The organism is Terasakiella sp. 4MB5A, assembly GCF_050058155.1.
In the GTDB taxonomy this organism is placed as follows: Bacteria; Pseudomonadota; Alphaproteobacteria; order Rhodospirillales; family Terasakiellaceae; genus Terasakiella; species Terasakiella halodenitrificans.
The window spans coordinates 1,165,301-1,182,160 of record NZ_CP188815.1; the positions used below are offsets into that span (position 1 = coordinate 1,165,301).

The following is a 16,860-nucleotide window of genomic DNA, read 5'->3' on the forward strand; positions in this document are numbered from 1 at the left end:
ATAGAAGGGGCATTAGCCTCGGATCGTAATAAGGAAGTTGCGCACTTCCTCGTTTAACTGATCTGTCGGGCCTTTTAAGTCTTCGGCGGCCCATGTGACCTGAATGGCTGTGTTATGTGATTTGGCAGCACTGCGCGTCATGGCAACGATGCGATCTGCAACGGCCTGGGCATCATCGGATACATTTTGTACATTTCTGGCGATGTCGCGTGTGGTGGCATCCTGTTCTTCAACCGATGCGGCGATTGCTGCTGCAATTTGATCAATTTGATGGATCGTTTGACTGATATCGTCAATCGCCTCGACAGCCTCGCCGGTTGCGTTTTGAATTTGCGAGATTTGGCTGGCGATTTCGTCTGTGGCGCTTGCGGTTTGATTGGCAAGGTTTTTCACTTCGGAGGCCACAACCGCGAACCCTTTACCGGCTTCGCCTGCACGTGCAGCCTCAATGGTTGCATTTAGGGCAAGCAAGTTGGTCTGTTCGGCAATATCAGTGATCAGACCGAGAACTTCACCGATACGTTGGGCAGCCTCGGCAAGGCCATTGACCTTGTCGTTGGCGGTGCTGGCTTTGGTTACGGCCTGATTGGCAATGTCGGTTGATTGGGTAACCTGTTGACCGATTTCACTGATGGCGGCAGAAAGTTGTGTGGTGGATGCTGCAACCGTATCGGCGTTGGTTGTTGTGCGTTCCGAAGCTTCTGCAACTTCCATTGATTGGCTGGTATCTGTTTCAGAGTTTTCCTTACCGCCATAACTGGCAACGGACAGGATATCCCCTGTCTTATCGGCAATGTTGGAAATGATGCTAGAAACTGAATTTTCCAAGTGATCGGCCAATTCCATCATTTGCTGACGATTGGCTTTTTCCTGCTGTTTACGTTCTGTCTCCTGATTGGTGCGCATGTTTTCCATTTCAACCAGGTTGTCTTTGAAAATGCTGAGGGCTTCTGCCATTTCGCCGACTTCATCATGGCGTTCATCCGCCGGAATTTCCGCGCTAAGGTCACCTTTGGCCAAAGTTTGCATGGCACGGGTCATGCCGCGCACCGGGCGTGAAATACTGGTTGCAATGAAAATGGCAACCACAAAAACTAAAACCAGAACCACAACAACGATGATGGCATCAACACGAATAGTATTGTCGATACTTTTATTGACACTTTCAAATTGGCTGTCGGCTTTTTCACGCCAGCTTTCGACTTGAGAGGCGACGTTTTGGTTGACTTGCGAGAATAGGTCGTCTGCCTCGAACATATAGATAACGGCCATTGACGCATCGGTTTCTGCGGTGTCGATGACATCGGTTGCTGCAACGATATATTGCGCGAAAAGGGCTGCGATTTTATCAACGGATTTTTTTTCTTCACCTTGGAAGTCATGCTTTTTGATCAAAACCTTAAGATCAATGTTCAGACCGTTGAGGGATGATTTCAGCGATTCCCGCATGGCTTTTTGCGAATCTTCATCCGTCATGTTGCTGGCGGTCCAGCTGATCATGCGGAAAAGCCCGCCGTTGACTTCGCTTAATGATTCCTGGAAATCGAGGGCTTTAACGACTTTTGCCGTATTCTCATTGAATAAATTATCCATCGAGGTTCGGATTGTTTGAATACCCGAGTAGGATAACCACGATAAAAAAATCAGGGCGATTGTAAAAATCACAGGAGAAACGAGCAGTTTCTTTGTAATGCTCCAGTTTTTCATACCAAAGAACGTCCTTTTCGTCGAAGCCAGAAGTAGTCCCGTTAAAGGCCAAAATTATGTTAGTTTGACAAACAAATTATCTTGGCGCGCAAGAGGGGGCAAGTTGAGCATTGTAATAAATTGTAAGCTTTATTATTCAATCGCGCAGTTACGTTGACATTCGGTGCGAGTCAGCATAGTTTCGCGCACAGTTGGATATTTAAATTCTAGACCCTCAGTAAATGACCGATACATTTTCCCTCGCTTTGGCACAGCTTAACCCGACAGTCGGTGCAATCCGTAAAAATATGGAATTGCTGGCGACTTATTATGACCGTGCATTGGAACAATGCGCCGATCTTTTGGTGAGCCCTGAGCTGCTAACTACAGGCTACCCTCCTGAAGATTTGGTGTTGAAGCCGTCTTTTCAAGATGCAGTTGAAAATGCAGTGCTGGCGTTTGTTGAAACAACGCGGGGAAAACCAACTGCTGTCTTGCTGGGGACGCCGTGGCGGGTGGATGATGGGCTATATAATGCTGCCCTGTTTATTTTTGATGGGGAAATTCGTCATATCGTTCTGAAACGTCATTTGCCTAATTATGGCGTCTTTGATGAAATGCGCTTGTTCTCAAGTGGTGCTGAAAGTGCTGTTATTGATTTTGCAGGGCGCAAGCTGGGCGTGATGATCTGTGAAGATATGTGGTACGATGATGTGACTGCTGATCTGAAACTTGCTGGCGCAGAGATGTTGATCGTCTTGAACGGGTCTCCCTTTGAAGGGGATAAGCCGTTCTTGCGTTATGATTTGGCAGCAGAGCGGGTTGAACACTGCCATGTGCCGCTGGTGTACGTCAATCAGGTCGGTGGACAGGACGAACTGGTCTTTGATGGGGCCTCTTTCGTGATGAACAGTGCCGGTGAACGGGTCTGCCTGATGAGCCATTGGCGCGAAGAAATGGCAATTGTCAAAATTAATAAAGACAATCAAATTGCCGGATCATTGACACACGATAGCCATGGGTTGGAAGCCTTGTATCAGGCTATGGTTTTGGGATTGCGTGATTATGTCAATAAAAACGGTTTCCCCGGTGTGGTTTTGGGCTTGTCCGGCGGGATTGACAGTGCGTTGTCAGCGGCTGTCGCGGTTGACGCGCTAGGGGCAAAACGTGTGCGTTGTGTGATGATGCCGTCGCCTTATACATCTCAAGAAAGTCTTGATGATGCACAAGGGTGTGCAGAAATGCTGGGTGTTGAATACGAAAGTATTTCCATTGAACCGGCAATGCAAGCGTTCGAGACAATGCTGGCACCGGTTTTTGTAGGGAAAGACAAAGATATTACGGAAGAAAATATTCAGTCGCGCGCCCGTGGTCTTCTGTTGATGGCCCTGTCAAATAAATTTGGACATATGTTGCTGACAACGGGCAATAAATCAGAAATGTCTGTCGGCTATGCCACCATTTACGGGGACATGTGCGGCGGTTATTCTGTTTTGAAAGATGTTTATAAAATGACGGTCTTCGCGCTGTGTAAATGGCGCAATGATCAAAAACCAGAAGGTTGTTTTGGCCCCGACGGGCGCGTTATGCCCGATAATGTGATCGCCAAACCGCCTTCGGCTGAACTTCGTCCTGATCAAAAAGACGAAGACAGCCTTCCGCCTTACGAAATTCTCGACGATATACTGGAATGTTTGGTCGAGAAGGAGTATTCCCTTGAAGATGTGGTGGCCTGTGGTCATGATGCAGATGTAGTGCGCCGGATCTGGAAGTTGCTTGATCGTGCGGAATATAAACGCCGTCAAGCGCCTCCGGGTGTTAAGCTGACATCGCGTGCATTTGGTCGCGACCGCCGCTATCCCCTTACCAACGGTTTTACGAGTCTGATATGACCTTTAAAGTACGCTTCGCACCTTCACCCACCGGTATGATGCATATCGGTAATGCCCGCATGGCATTGGTTAACTATCTTTATGCCAAAAAAGAAGGTGGCACCTTTTTGCTGCGTGTGGACGATACCGATCAGGAACGGTCCAAGCCTGAATATGAACAGGCCATCAAGGACGCCATGAACTGGCTGGGCCTGAGCTGGGATGAAGAAGAACACCAGTCTGCCCGCATGGAACGTTATGAAGAAGTTTTTGAAAAACTGAAAGCCGACGGTCTGGTCTATGATTGTTACGAGACACCGGAAGAACTGGAATTTATGCGCAAACGTTTGCGTTCGCGCGGCAAAGCGCCGATCTATGATCGTTCCGCCCTTGATCTGCCCGATGCGGATAAAGAAAAGCTGAAGGCGGAAGGTCGTCAGGCGCATTGGCGTTTTAAGCTGCCGGCAGATGACATTGAATGGACCGATCTGGTGCAGGGCGAAAAGAAATTTTTGGCGGCCAATCTGGCGGACCCGGTTATCCGTCGTGCGGACGGGACATTCCTTTATATGATGCCGTCTGCCATTGACGATATTGACTTGGGTGTCACTCATGTCTTGCGCGGTGAAGACCATGTGTCCAACACGGCTGTGCAAATTGCTATGTTCAAGGTTTTGAATGACGGCAAGTTTCCGGCGTTTGCCCATTTACCGTTACTGTCCGGTACGGAAGGCGAAAAGTTGTCCAAGCGCAAAGGGTCCATGTCTCTGGCAGAAATGCAGGAAGATGGTCTGGAAGCCATGTCGATCAACAGCTTGCTGGCACATTTGGGAACCTCTGAAAATATTGAGGCGGTCAAGAGTCTGGATGAACTGGTTGCAAGCTTCGATATTGCAAGTTTCGGGCGTGGCACACCTAAATTCGATTTCAAGGAACTGGAACGCCTGAATTCCAAGCTGATCCACGAAATGGATTGGGCGACAGCGTCTGCACGCTTGAACCTTGAAGGTGCAGACGAAGCTTTCTGGGAAGCGGTTCGCCCCAATTTGTCACGTGTGAAAGATGCACAGGACTGGGCCGCTATCGTTTATGGTAAAGTCACCCCGATTATTGAAGATGCTGATTTTGCTGTTCAGGCCAAAGACCTGTTACCCGCAGGCGACTGGGATGAAACCACGTGGCAAACATGGACGACGGCTGTTAAGGAAGCAACCGGACGCAAAGGCAAGCAATTGTTTATGCCATTGCGTCAAGCCCTGACCGGTATGGATCATGGGCCGGAACTGGGCGTCTTGTTACCTTTGCTGGGCCGTGAAAAAGTGGAAGCCCGCCTGCAAGGGACAGCCGCTTAATTTTTTCTTTTCATAAGTGCCCCTGTATTATGCAGGGGCCTTTTCTCTTTTTAAACATCGTTGGTTAAGACAATGACATTGCATATCTACAACACCCTGACCCGCAAAAAAGAAGCATTCAAACCGATTAATCCGGATTGTGTGGGCATGTATGTCTGTGGACCGACGGTTTATGATTTTGCCCATATCGGCAATGCGCGTCCGGTGATTGTCTTTGACGTTTTGTATCGTTTGCTCAAGACGCTCTATAAAGATGTGACTTATGTGCGCAACATTACCGATGTGGACGACAAGATCAACGCCAAATCCAAGGAAACCGGCGAAGATATCCGCACGATTACGGAACGCACAGCCAAAGCGTTTCACGAGGATATGGCGGCGTTAAACGCAGGTAATCCCGATATTGAACCGCGCGCAACGGAACATATCGCTGAAATGATCGACATGATTGAAACCCTGATTGCCAACGGAAATGCTTATGCCGCTGATGGTCATGTGCTGTTTCATGTGCCAAGTATGCCCGAATATGGGGCCTTATCCGGGCGTAATATGGATGATATGATTGCCGGTGCCCGTGTGGAAGTTGCTTCTTACAAAAAAGACCCGGCCGATTTTGTCCTTTGGAAACCCAGCGAAGAAGATGTTCCCGGTTGGGAAAGCCCGTGGGGACGCGGTCGTCCCGGCTGGCATATCGAATGTTCCGCCATGAGCCGCAAGTATCTTGGCAATACGTTTGATATTCATGGTGGTGGTCACGATTTGATTTTTCCACACCATGAAAATGAAATTGCCCAAAGCTGCTGCGCAAACAAAACTGAACGTTATGCCAAATACTGGATGCATAACGGCCATTTGATGGTTGAAGGTGAAAAGATGTCCAAATCGTTGGGCAATTTCTTCACGGTTCATGAATTATTGGAAGAAGTTCCGGGCGAGGCGTTGCGTTTTTATATGTTGTCGGCGCAGTATCGCTCCCCATTCGACTTTACCAAAGACGGCGTGCGTGAAGCGAAATCCACATTGGATCGTTTTTACACGGCCCTTCGCCAGCATAGTGATGTGGTGGCAGCCGAAGAGGCCGCGCCACAGGCCTTTATTGCGGCACTAGAAGACGATTTGAATACTCCTTTGGCTATCTCACAACTGCATGAACTTTTGGGGAACTTCAATAAGGCCCCCAACCCGCAGACGAAAGGGCAACTTTTAGCCGCCGCGCAATTGTTGGGAATTCTGCAACAGGATGTAGAATTGTGGTTGAAAGGCGGGGATCAGGAAAACTCCGGGGTTGATGAAAGTTCAATTGAGCGTATGATAGAAGAACGAAAACAAGCCAAAGCAAATAAGGGTTTTGCAACGGCGGATCGTATCCGTGATGAACTTGATGGGCTTGGTATCGTTCTTGAAGACAGCGCACAGGGAACGACGTGGAAACGAAAGTAGCACAGAGAAGAGTTTTTAATTTTATAGCAACAGTCTTGTTTTTTTTAGGACTGTTGGTGTCGTCTGTGCCGTCATTTGCTGCAGAACGAGATATTGTTGTCGGTGTGGGTTTGTCTAAACCGCCTTACATTATTCAAGAAGAAAATGCCGGTGCCGAATTGGATATTGTGCGGCGTGGGCTTGAAATTGCGGGTTATCGTATGAAAATTCGCTACATGCCGTTGAAACGGATCCCGCATGAGCTGAATGGTGGTGCGTTGGATGGCGGCATGACAATGCGTGCGCATATGGCGGTGGATGGGTTCTTTTCCAAAGCTATCATTTCCTATCAAAATTACGGTATTACCTTGGTAAGGCCGGACATCCGATTGAAAAAAATAAACGATCTTGGTTATTACCGTGTAACTGCGTTTCAAAATGCATCGAAGTTGTTAGGGGCAGACTTTAAAACGGCTATTGCAGAGAATAAGGAATATTACGAGGTCGCCAATCAGGCTTTACAAGTTAAAATGCTTGCAAAGGGCCGCACAGATATTGTGATTTCAGACTTTCGGATTTTCCTACATTTTAAAGCAAAAGTGGAAGAGGAAAGTGGGGAGAGAATTGCGGTTCAGTTCCATTCTTTATTCCCGCCTACTCATTATCGTGTCGGTTTCCGTGACCGACAAGTGCGAGATGATTTTGATGCGGCGATTGATGTTATGAGAGCATCGGGAGAATATACGGCGATTTTGCACAAATATATTCGTGAAGATACGATGAATATCATCAACTGAAACAGCGCAAGCCGTTCTTTTTTATAAAAATATCCCTAAACCATGTATATTGTTGCTTATATTCTCTTAAAGATGATTGAGGCAAGCGGTGAATAGGGTCGTTTTATGTTTGGTACTGAGTGTGGGACTGTTTGTTTCAGCTGTTGTACCTTCTCTGTATGCAGAAGAAAATCCGATCCCACCAAACGAAGAATTTGTATCTGAATTTCGTCAAGATAAGCCGTGGCGTAAAAAAAATCCTGATCCGGAAAAAGAAAAAAAGAAAACAGTTTCTGCTTCCAAAAAATTTAAAATGATGGCGCGTGCTCTTTTGGGACAACCGCATTGGAGCGAACGTTTCCTCAGTTTGTTGGATCGCGATATTCCCAAAATTGCCATACACCCTTTTCAAGCGGATGAACTGCCCATTTCATTGGAAGAAGCGCAAATTTATGTAAATGGGTTTACGCAAGCTTTGGTCCGTGAGGCTGACGGGCGCTATGGTGTTGTTGCGCGAAAGGAATTAGGTGCGGTTGTTAAAGATATTAACGAAATGGGGATGCGTAGCGAAAGCGAAAATCCCTTGGGGGACTTAATTGCGCGTGCACGTTCTGATCTTTTGGCAGTGGGGACCTTAACCCTTAAGGGAGACAAAATTCTGTTGGCTTATAAATTGGAGGAAACGGAAACCGGACGCATTGTGTCAAGTAGCCAACAGACATTTGCCCGTAAGGATGATGAGGTGCGTCAAGCGCATGGCGGATTGTCTGTGGGAGGGGCTGCGCAAAAAGCGGCAGGCGCTTTGTTGCGCGATGTTAATTTCGTCCGCAAAATCATGGTACAAGGGATCCGTTACCAAACGAGTGGGGTCCATACCGGATTTGGGCGTTATTTTACAGGCGCATTGGTTGATCGTTTACGCCAGCAAGCGGCCAGTGGTCCGCGTAATATTAACAGTATGGAAATCAGCGATTTTGTGATCGAAGAAGAACAGTTTCGAGGATTGCAGTTAAGTGGAAACAGTGTCGAACGTGCCACTTTATCGCAGCAAGGCCAGGGGAATTATATCTTAAAAGGAACCTATTGGCCGTTTGAAGATTATGTGGAAGTGCGTCTGAGTTTGGAAAACGAAAAAGGGGCGGCTCAAGCTTGGCGCGGGCGTATTGTTAAAAGTGACATTCCGCCTGAGCTGGATCTCTTGCCGCCGCCGTCCCCGATTGCCCAAGAAGAAACAAATCCATTAGGGCCAATTGACCTTTACCTAAGCAGTAACAAAGGGAAAGATCCGTCTTACAAAATCGGGAAAAAGATGGTGCTTTCTGTGCGAACATCTGTTGACGCTTATATCGGTTGTTATTATTTGCAGGCCGATGGGGCCATTTTTCGTATTTTCCCCAATCGTTTTATCAAAAACGGTTTCCTCAATGGGGGATTTACGCAAAATATCCCTTCGGCATCAATGCCGTTTGCCTTTGAATTTACGCCGCCTAGTGGTGTGGAGGCGGTGAAATGTTTTGCAACGGATCGCGATGTTGCAAATGATCTGATGCCCACCTTGGGACAAGCTGCGTTTGAGCCTTTATCGGTTGCCAATGAACGACAACTGACAAAAATCTATCGCAGCTTGCCCAATGTGCTTTTAAGTGAAGCGTCCTTGATTATCAGTGTGGAATAATCTGCCCTTATTCGTCGTAAGATACCAAGGTGTCGAAGGGAATACCCCCAAGCTTTTCCCTTCCGTTCAGGAAGGTCAATTCGATCATACAGGCGGTACCGACAACATTTGCACCGACTTGTTCAAACAACTTGATTGCAGCTTCTAATGTACCGCCTGTTGCCAATAAATCATCCAGAATAACAACGCGCTGCCCCGGTTTGACGGCATCGGCCTGAATTTCAACAGTGTTGGATCCATATTCCAGATCATAGCTATATTCGATTGTTTTACCCGGCAGTTTGCCTTTTTTGCGCACCATCGTAAAACCAAGACCCAACTTTAAGGCCAAGGGGGCTGCAACAAGAAAACCGCGCGCATCTAGCCCGGCGAGGATGTCCGGTTGATGACGGCTGACGATTTTGGCCATACGTCCCATTGCAACCTGCCATGCATCCGGTTCAGCAAGTAAGGTTGAAATGTCATAAAAAAGAATACCCGGTTTTGGAAAGTCCGGAATGCCGCGAATATGGTCTTTCAGATCCATGTGATGTACCCCAAATTAAACAAGCTGGTTGTATATTAAACATGTGTCCCGATAAGTACTATGTAATTTTTCTGATTTTATCAGCTGGATTTCTGTAATCTTTCAATTGGTAAACTGAAAGGGGGACGCAGTTTGGGTGTATTACGCACAAGGGCAACACCGTTAATCAGTTCCATACCAATTTCTAACATATCATTGACCTGGTCACGGCGACGCAAGCCAAGGGCATAAGGCTTGGCGGGAAGGTCCATGATTTCTGCCAGCCGTTTTTCCAATTTGGGCAATGAAATGCCGTTCTGTGCATTGAGTATTGAGAAATCAATCCCGGCCCAACTTAACCCATCACACAACCCGGTTGCGAATTTATTGTCGGGATTCAAGGTTAAAGCGGTTCCGCTAACCTCGCTGTTTAAGGCGCTACAGGTGTGTTGCAAACTTTCAGGTGTCCAGTGTCCGTCGTCTAAGATTTCAATGATGATAAATCGTTCTCGCAAGGAAGGTGTGAGTTTTGAAAGAGTATCAAGAACTGTCTGAAGGGTGTCGCCGCGCAAGGAGGGACTGTGCATGGGGATGAGAACTGGCGTGATAACGTTTTGCGCATTAAAGGAAGAGAGTGCCTTACCGGTTTGTTGTAATACCCAGAGATCTGTTTTGAGTTTTTGTTGATCGTTGGCTTTGCCATAGGCTTTCTGGCCTTCCAGTTTGGGTCCGGTTGGCGATGTATAACAAAAACGCGCACGATATAATCGCAGGCTTTGACTGCCCCTTTCCCAGCACGGGGCATATTCGACGGCGTAGGTTGGTTTCTCTTTGGATGGTGGTGGCGTGTTTATGCTTTCGTCTTCTTTTTTCTTCGTCATCACCACCCATTGGGGTTCGTCTTTGCACGCCTCTTTGCGTTCACGTTGCAGTTGTACCCATTCCGCTTCACTCATAGAAGGGGGCTTTTTTTGCCCTTTTTGCCAATGCGGATTGTTTTCTCCATGGGCAAGGTGATGCTCTTTCCAGTCGGTTTTATTATTTTCTGGATCGTCTATCTGTTGTTGCGGGACTTTGCCGTCTGTAGGTGTTTTTTCTTTTGCGTTATCGTTTGCAACCTTTTCCTTGGCGTTCCCTGCGGCTTCACCTGCACGACCTGCTTTTTCAAGGAATTCGATGTTTAGGCTGCCGTCTTTATTGAGGGCATCTTTGGGGTCAACGCCAGCCACGCGGACAAGGGGGCGGCGTTCTCCATCAAAACGATCACCGATAATCTTGCGCCCGACTTCTTCGGCAATGTCATAGGCGCGGGCATCGGCTTCTATTTCGGATAGGGTTGGGAACAACATGATATAAATCTCTTTGCTTTGATGTTCCCAACGGTTGCCCTGACCGACACGGTCACGCATGACACCTTCCGTCAGCAAGAAAATTTTGGCTTCGCGTTTATCCCATGTGTCACCGAGGGCGTGATGAAATTCCGTCATACTGAGGACGTGCAGCTTGCCAATATCGTCATGATCTTCTTCACTGATGATGTCTTCGATATTGACGGCAATGTCATCAGACATAAAACCATCGTCCTTGATCCGCACAAGTGCACGATCTTCACCAATACCTGAAAAGATTTTCTTTGCCGTTTTAATCCATTTAAACACGCAGGGGTGCCTTTATTGATTGTTTTTGATTTGTGGACTTTAACAGGTTGTTTTCCATAAAAAAAGAGCGAAGGCGTCAGGGGAACGCCTTCGCCAAAGGGGCCGTTGATTGAAGGTTAACGGCGGTATTCTTCCGGGAGGAAAAGTAACCCATCGGTTTCCCCACCCATTGCGTTATGACATTCAAAACAGAAGTTCATGCCTGCTGAATTACGTCCTTTTGTTTCTCCCCACAAACTACCATCTGCCATGATCATGGAATATTTCCAGTTCAATGATTGCGGGTTCCAGCCAGACGGCATTTTTTCCATCAGGAAAAGGGGACCGACATCGGCCTTGCCATCTGGTTTGCCGACGATTGTCGGTTTGGCAATGATTGCCCCAGTCGGCAGAATGCCAGCCTCTTCCCATTTTTGATAATCTTTGGCTTTTTCATTGACGATGTTGACGAGATAACGATCACCATGTGTACTGGATTGATAGGGGCTTTTTGTAACGTTTATCCAGTTGAAAAATTGTGTACTCGCTGGGACACCTGACTTTGCATATGCTGTCTGCATAGCGGGAATCAAACGATCCCATTCACGCGTGGCTTGTTCATCACTAAGTTCTGCGGGTTGTGCGGCTGCACATGGGTTGGCTGCGCATGGATTAGCCGCGCACGGGTTTTTTGCCGCACATGGGTTGGCGGCGCATGGGTTTGCCGCACATGGGCTTTTTGCCGCACATGGGTTCGCCGCGCACGGATTTTTGGCGCAACAGGGGTTTTGAGCACAGGCTTTTGCCGCACACGGATTAGCGAGAGCTGGCGTAAGCGGGAGGGCACTTGCGATTCCTATACCAAGGCCAAGCCCCAAGGCCAAAGGTGTGAAAGATGCGGTTTTTAGTGTTGTACGAAATGTCATAATGCCTCCCGAAGAATTTGTTTTCTGAAATGCTTTTCAAGTGTTCCAAGTATGAAGAAAGAAGGCTGGAATATCTCTAAACAATACCTTCACGCGCCATCAATAAAATGTGATTAAAACTTGAGTGCTTGTGATAAGGACTTAGCTGGAAAAGGGGTTAAGTTCTTTGCGAAGTCATTTGGGGAACTTGAAATAGGAACGTGCTATTATGGATTGGTCACAAGTAACGACAGAACGTCTAAACAAAATGTTGGCTGCAGGCAGTGAGGTCGAAAACTGCCAACGTGTCTTGAGCAAAGTTGGTGAAAATATTGTTGCGGATGTTCTGCGTGGATGTGGGACGTTTTACCAAATGAACCACTATCCGGACGGTGATGTGTATGACCATGAAACACACGGGCAGTATTATTATCATGCACACCGTGACGACGAACATGGTCATTTCCATTTATTCTTGCGCCCGAAAGGTATGCCATCGGGGATCAAGCCGGCTGCGGTCGAAGATTTTGAAGAACCAAAAGCCCAAAATGATGCGCTTAGTCATTTAATTGCGATTTCGATGGATGAGTTTGGGCGCCCGAAAGCCTTGTTTACGACTAACAGATGGGTGACGGCGGAATATTGGTATGGGTGTGAGGATGTCATTCGCATGCTGGATCATTTTGAGATCGACCATGCCAATCCGTCTTGGCCGGCAAACCGTTGGGTTGGGGCGATGGTTCAATTGTTTTATCCACAAATTTGCGATCTCTTGCGCCTGCGCGATCATGTCGTTGCCGATTGGAAAGAACAACATCCAAACGAAAATGTTTTTGAATGTCGTGATCTGGATGTAACGTCTGAACTGGAATGTAATGTTTCTATGCAAATCACCGCGATTGAACAGGAATTGGCAGCCCGCAAAACTGAAAAGTGAATTAAGTCACTGTCCGTCTGGGTGATCTTGAGGCATACTGTTTTTAATTCCTTTTAATTAAAAAGAAAAATGACAGTGCATGCGCCACCTTTCCAATGATGCCCCGCAACGGACCGGTCCACGAAACGACTGGAAAACGTTAAAAACACTTTTACCTTATCTGTGGCCTGAAAATGCGCGGGACTTGCGTATCCGGGTTGTGATTGCCTTGTTGTTTTTGGCAGCGGCAAAAGGGTTAAACGTCTCCGTTCCGATCTTTTATAAAAAAGCGGTGGATGCGTTGAGCATGGATGGCACCGCACAACTGCTTGTGGTGCCGATTATGTTGTTGGTTGGCTATGGTGTGGCGCGTGTTCTTTCTCAGGCCTTCGGGGAACTGCGTGATGCGGTGTTTGCGCGTGTGGGGCAACGTGCGATTCGTGATGTCGCCCTTAAGACCTTTCAACATTTGCATAAACTGTCTTTGCGATTTCATGTGCAGCGTCAGACCGGGGGGCTCAGTCGGTCCATTGAGCGCGGCACCAAGGGTATCGAATTTCTATTGAACTTCATGCTGTTCAATATCTTGCCGACTTTGCTGGAAATCGTGTTGGTCTGTGGCATTTTGTGGGTCATGTATGATTGGACGTTTGCGCTGGTGACGTTTGCGACCATTGCCGGATATATCGCCTGGACCTTGATTGTGACGGAATGGCGGATCAAATATCGCCGCACCATGAATAAAAGCGATAACGAGGCCAATACCAAAGCAATTGATAGTTTGCTCAATTTCGAAACCGTCAAATATTTCACCAACGAAGACCATGAAGCGCGTCGTTATGACAGTGCGTTACGCCGATTTGAAGAAGCTTCCATTAAATCCAAGGTTACTTTAAGCCTGCTGAATATCGGGCAGGGTGTGATTATCTCGTTGGGGTTAACCGCGGTGATGATTATGGCGGGTTACGGCGTGCAAGGCGGCACCATGACCATTGGTGATTTTGTCTTGGTCAACAGCTATCTGATCCAGCTTTATATGCCGCTGAACTTTTTGGGATTTGTTTATCGCGAAATCAAGCAATCGCTGGCAGATATGGAACATATGTTTTCCCTGTTGGATAAAGAGGCGGAGATTGCAGACGACGTGGATGCCTGTGATTTACCTGAAGGCGGCGGGGATGTGCGTTTTGAACAGGTTTCGTTTTCTTATGATCCACGCCGGCCCATTTTGAAACATGTCGATTTCCATGTACCAGCGGGTAAAACAACGGCAATTGTCGGGTCCAGTGGGGCGGGGAAATCGACCTTGTCACGCTTGTTGTTCCGGTTTTATGACGTTTCAGATGGCGCTGTGAAAATTGATGGTGTCGATGTACGCCAGATTAAACAAGCGGCCTTGCGCGGGGCAATCGGCATTGTGCCGCAGGACACGGTTTTGTTTAACGATACGGTCTTTTATAACATTGCATATGGTCGTCCCGGTGCGACACCGGGGGATGTGGAAGAGGCGGCCAAGCTGGCCAGTATCCATGATTTTATTATGGGGCTACCTGATGGTTATAACACGATGGTGGGCGAACGTGGCCTTAAGCTATCCGGTGGGGAAAAACAGCGGGTTGCAATTGCACGTACAATTCTGAAACGCCCGCGTATTTTATTGTTTGATGAAGCAACATCAGCCTTGGATACCCATACGGAAAAAGAAATTCAGGTGTCGTTGCGCGATGTTTCAAGTGGATTGACGACGTTGGTGATTGCCCACCGTTTATCAACGGTAGTGGATGCCGATGAAATTCTGGTTTTGGAACAAGGCGAGATCGTTGAACGCGGTAACCATGCAAAATTATTGGATAAGGGCGGGGCTTATGCCGCTATGTGGGCAAAACAGCAAGAAGCCGCCCAAGCGTTGGAAACCTTGGAACAAGTGGGTGAAGATGTCGCACCTGCCTTGAAACCAGCTTTATAGACGACCGGCTTTCAAGGCCCCGTTGATCATGGTGCGTGCAATCAACTTGTGAAAAGGTTTGATGATTGCCATGTAGGTTTTACCCAAGGCGTTATGGGTGTTGACCACTGTGGTTAAGCGGATTGTTTGTGGTCCTGCCCATGTCAGTGAAATTCGAAAATCCAGATGACTATCGTTTTCGCCTGTCACCAGTTGATTTTCACTGTGATGCAATAAGGTAAACATCCCCAGTCGTTTGCCAACTTCGATTTTGTCTTTTGCGGGCAGGGTATGGGCGGATTTGGCTTCATCAGGACTTGCTGTTTTAAGGCCAAAGACGCCAACAATGCGATTGCGTGTATTCATCAACCAAGTGACCCAACCTGGACTATGGGCAAAGATCGCCCAATAAATTTCGCTTAAATCCTGTTTGTGAACCGGTGTGGCTTCGTAACAATCGACGAAGGTAACACGTTCCAAGAGGTTGGCGGTTAAATCAGAGGTAACCGGAATTTCCGTAACAGCCATTTTATGCCTCGTCTTTTGACCTGTGATCGTAAGATGTAAGCCGAGCACAACAAATGCACAAGCCTATAGGCTCTGAAAAAGACCCCCACCGAAAACAGGTGGGGGCGTGTGGGTATGATGGAGATGACCAATAGGGGTTATTGATCTGTGGCCGGGTGTACGGTTGAATCATCGGGGATAGGTTCTTCATCACGTACATAAAAGGCCACCGGGGGCGGTGCGACAGGTTCCAACCGATCGGGAGGTGAGGGCGTATCGTATCGGCTGGGATGAGGGCCATAGTAATTAACCAGTCGGGCCGCGTCCCGGTGAACAGGTTCGCTGAAACATTTGACGGAACCGAGCTGTTGATAACAATAGCGCGGTTCTTCTTCATAGACGGCTTCTTCGTACTTATCGACGTACCCGCAGGCACTCAGACTCAGAAGTCCACCTATGATCCATCCTAATTTCAGCCTTTGTAACATTTTCGATCCTCTTTATTGATCGGGTCGTTTTTTCCGACCTCTGTTGAAATGAGATTGCAAAGAGGATGCCAAAAAGAAAAGGGGCTGCTCAAAAATGAACAACCCCTTAAAATTCAAAAAGTTAACAAAAGGTTTACGAATTCACGTCCACCACAATGCGTCCCTGCGTTTGGCCTTTGAGGATTTTTTTGCCTACCTCCGGCAATTCTGACAGGGTAATTTCGCTCGTCATGGCATCCAGTTTATCCATCGGCAGTTCGTTGGTCAGGCGCTCCCATGCGGTGACGCGACGCTCAAACGGGCAGGTGGCACTGTCGATCCCTTGCAGAGTAATACCACGCATCAGGAAGGGCAAAACCGTGGTGTGCAATTCATTGGATGCCGCAAGACCAACAGACGCGCAGCAGCTCCAATATTTTAACGTCGCCAAAACATGATGCAGGGTGGAACCGCCCACATTGTCAATGGCACCGATCCAGCGTTCACCACCCAAGGGACCACGTGGGCCTTCTTCCAATTCGGCGCGTGAAACAATAGTGCTGACGCCCAGACTTTTCAGATATGCGTGGGAACTTTCAGATCCAGTGGATCCGGCAACTTTATAGCCCAGATTGGCAAGGATAGCGCAAGCAATGGAACCTACACCGCCGGATGCACCGGTGACCAGAACGTCGCCCTCCTGATTTGGTTTCATACCGTGGTCTTCCAACGCCATAATGGATAGCATGGCGGTATAGCCAGCCGTTCCAATCGCCATTGCGCGTTTGGTGGAAATCGCATCGGGCAGGGGAACCAGCCAATCGGCCTTCACGCGGGTTTTTTGGGCATAGCCCCCCCAATGAATTTCCCCGACACGCCAGCCGTTTAACACCACGCGGTCACCGGGTTTGTAACGATCATCTTGTGAGGCTTCAACCGTACCGGCAAAATCAATACCGGGAACATGAGGGTATTCTTTTACCAGCTTGACCAGACCATTCATGATGAGCCCGTCTTTGAAGTTCAATGTGGAGTAATCAACCTTAACCAGAACCTCTCCGGCAGGCAGGTCATTGTCGGAAACTTCCTTGATCGCCAGCGTCATATCTTGATCAAGCAACAGGGCATTAAATGTCATTTCTTGGACCTTTCATGATTTGATTTGACAGAACGATACAGAATGTTCGGTAAGCGATCAA

Annotated in this window: 14 protein-coding genes; 7 read left to right on the forward strand and 7 right to left on the reverse strand. The window is 47.9% G+C overall.

Annotated elements, in window-relative coordinates; translation table 11 throughout:
• Positions 1–12: 12 nt before the first annotated feature.
• Positions 13–1,707, reverse strand: a complete 1,695-nt coding sequence (locus ACI0FF_RS05555; protein ID WP_419799134.1) for a methyl-accepting chemotaxis protein — start codon at positions 1,705–1,707, stop codon at positions 13–15.
• Positions 1,708–1,928: 221 nt separating this feature from the next.
• Between ACI0FF_RS05555 and ACI0FF_RS05560 the strand changes: the two genes are divergently transcribed.
• From ACI0FF_RS05560 to ACI0FF_RS05580, 5 genes are all read left to right on the forward strand, one after another.
• On the forward strand, positions 1,929–3,578 hold the full coding sequence (locus ACI0FF_RS05560) for an NAD+ synthase (protein ID WP_419799135.1): 1,650 nt from the start codon (positions 1,929–1,931) through the stop codon (positions 3,576–3,578).
• A complete protein-coding gene (gltX, locus tag ACI0FF_RS05565; RefSeq protein WP_419799136.1) occupies positions 3,575–4,909 on the forward strand; it encodes a glutamate--tRNA ligase in 1,335 nt (444 codons plus the stop codon). The genes ACI0FF_RS05560 and gltX overlap by 4 nt, the downstream gene beginning before the upstream one ends.
• 72 nt (positions 4,910–4,981) lie before the next feature.
• Entirely contained in the window at positions 4,982–6,349 is a 1,368-nt protein-coding gene (gene cysS, locus ACI0FF_RS05570) for a cysteine--tRNA ligase (RefSeq protein ID WP_419799137.1), read from the forward strand.
• Positions 6,350–6,414: 65 nt separating this feature from the next.
• Positions 6,415–7,125: a substrate-binding periplasmic protein gene (locus ACI0FF_RS05575; protein WP_419799138.1), complete on the forward strand. Its 711-nt coding sequence runs from the start codon at positions 6,415–6,417 to the stop codon at positions 7,123–7,125.
• Between the two features lie 121 nt (positions 7,126–7,246).
• On the forward strand, positions 7,247–8,779 hold the full coding sequence (locus ACI0FF_RS05580; protein ID WP_419799139.1) for a DUF4384 domain-containing protein: 1,533 nt from the start codon (positions 7,247–7,249) through the stop codon (positions 8,777–8,779).
• A 7-nt stretch (positions 8,780–8,786) separates the two neighbouring features.
• Here ACI0FF_RS05580 and ACI0FF_RS05585 read toward each other — a convergent pair whose 3' ends face one another.
• The 3 genes from ACI0FF_RS05585 to ACI0FF_RS05595 all read right to left on the reverse strand — a co-directional run bounded on the left by ACI0FF_RS05585 (position 8,787) and on the right by ACI0FF_RS05595 (position 11,847).
• Positions 8,787–9,305 (reverse strand): adenine phosphoribosyltransferase, encoded by a 519-nt coding sequence (locus ACI0FF_RS05585; RefSeq protein WP_419799140.1) that lies wholly within the window; start codon positions 9,303–9,305, stop codon positions 8,787–8,789.
• An 80-nt stretch (positions 9,306–9,385) separates the two neighbouring features.
• The gene (locus ACI0FF_RS05590) at positions 9,386–10,942 is read right to left on the reverse strand and encodes a hypothetical protein (RefSeq protein WP_419799141.1); all 1,557 of its coding nucleotides are present in this window, start codon (positions 10,940–10,942) and stop codon (positions 9,386–9,388) included.
• Between the two features lie 116 nt (positions 10,943–11,058).
• On the reverse strand, positions 11,059–11,847 hold the full coding sequence (locus ACI0FF_RS05595; protein WP_419799142.1) for a hypothetical protein: 789 nt from the start codon (positions 11,845–11,847) through the stop codon (positions 11,059–11,061).
• A gap of 208 nt (positions 11,848–12,055) precedes the next feature.
• On the opposite strand from ACI0FF_RS05595, the gene ACI0FF_RS05600 reads away from it, so the two are divergent.
• Together ACI0FF_RS05600 and ACI0FF_RS05605 are read left to right on the forward strand one after the other, a co-directional pair.
• Positions 12,056–12,763 carry a DUF6969 family protein gene (locus tag ACI0FF_RS05600; RefSeq protein WP_419799143.1) on the forward strand — a complete coding sequence of 236 codons (708 nt, stop codon included), beginning with the start codon at positions 12,056–12,058 and terminating at the stop codon, positions 12,761–12,763.
• 79 nt (positions 12,764–12,842) lie between these two features.
• Positions 12,843–14,708, forward strand: a complete 1,866-nt coding sequence (locus ACI0FF_RS05605) for an ABCB family ABC transporter ATP-binding protein/permease (RefSeq protein WP_419799144.1) — start codon at positions 12,843–12,845, stop codon at positions 14,706–14,708.
• Here ACI0FF_RS05605 and ACI0FF_RS05610 read toward each other — a convergent pair.
• The 3 genes from ACI0FF_RS05610 to ACI0FF_RS05620 form a co-directional block, all read right to left on the reverse strand.
• On the reverse strand, positions 14,703–15,215 hold the full coding sequence (locus tag ACI0FF_RS05610; protein WP_419799145.1) for a DUF2867 domain-containing protein: 513 nt from the start codon (positions 15,213–15,215) through the stop codon (positions 14,703–14,705). The genes ACI0FF_RS05605 and ACI0FF_RS05610 overlap by 6 nt on opposite strands.
• Before the next feature lie 137 nt (positions 15,216–15,352).
• Positions 15,353–15,682 carry a hypothetical protein gene (locus ACI0FF_RS05615; protein ID WP_419799146.1) on the reverse strand — a complete coding sequence of 110 codons (330 nt, stop codon included), beginning with the start codon at positions 15,680–15,682 and terminating at the stop codon, positions 15,353–15,355.
• A 133-nt stretch (positions 15,683–15,815) separates the two neighbouring features.
• Complete coding sequence (locus ACI0FF_RS05620) at positions 15,816–16,799, reverse strand: MDR family oxidoreductase (protein WP_419799147.1); 984 nt, start codon at positions 16,797–16,799, stop codon at positions 15,816–15,818.
• Between the last annotated feature and the right edge of the window lie 61 nt (positions 16,800–16,860).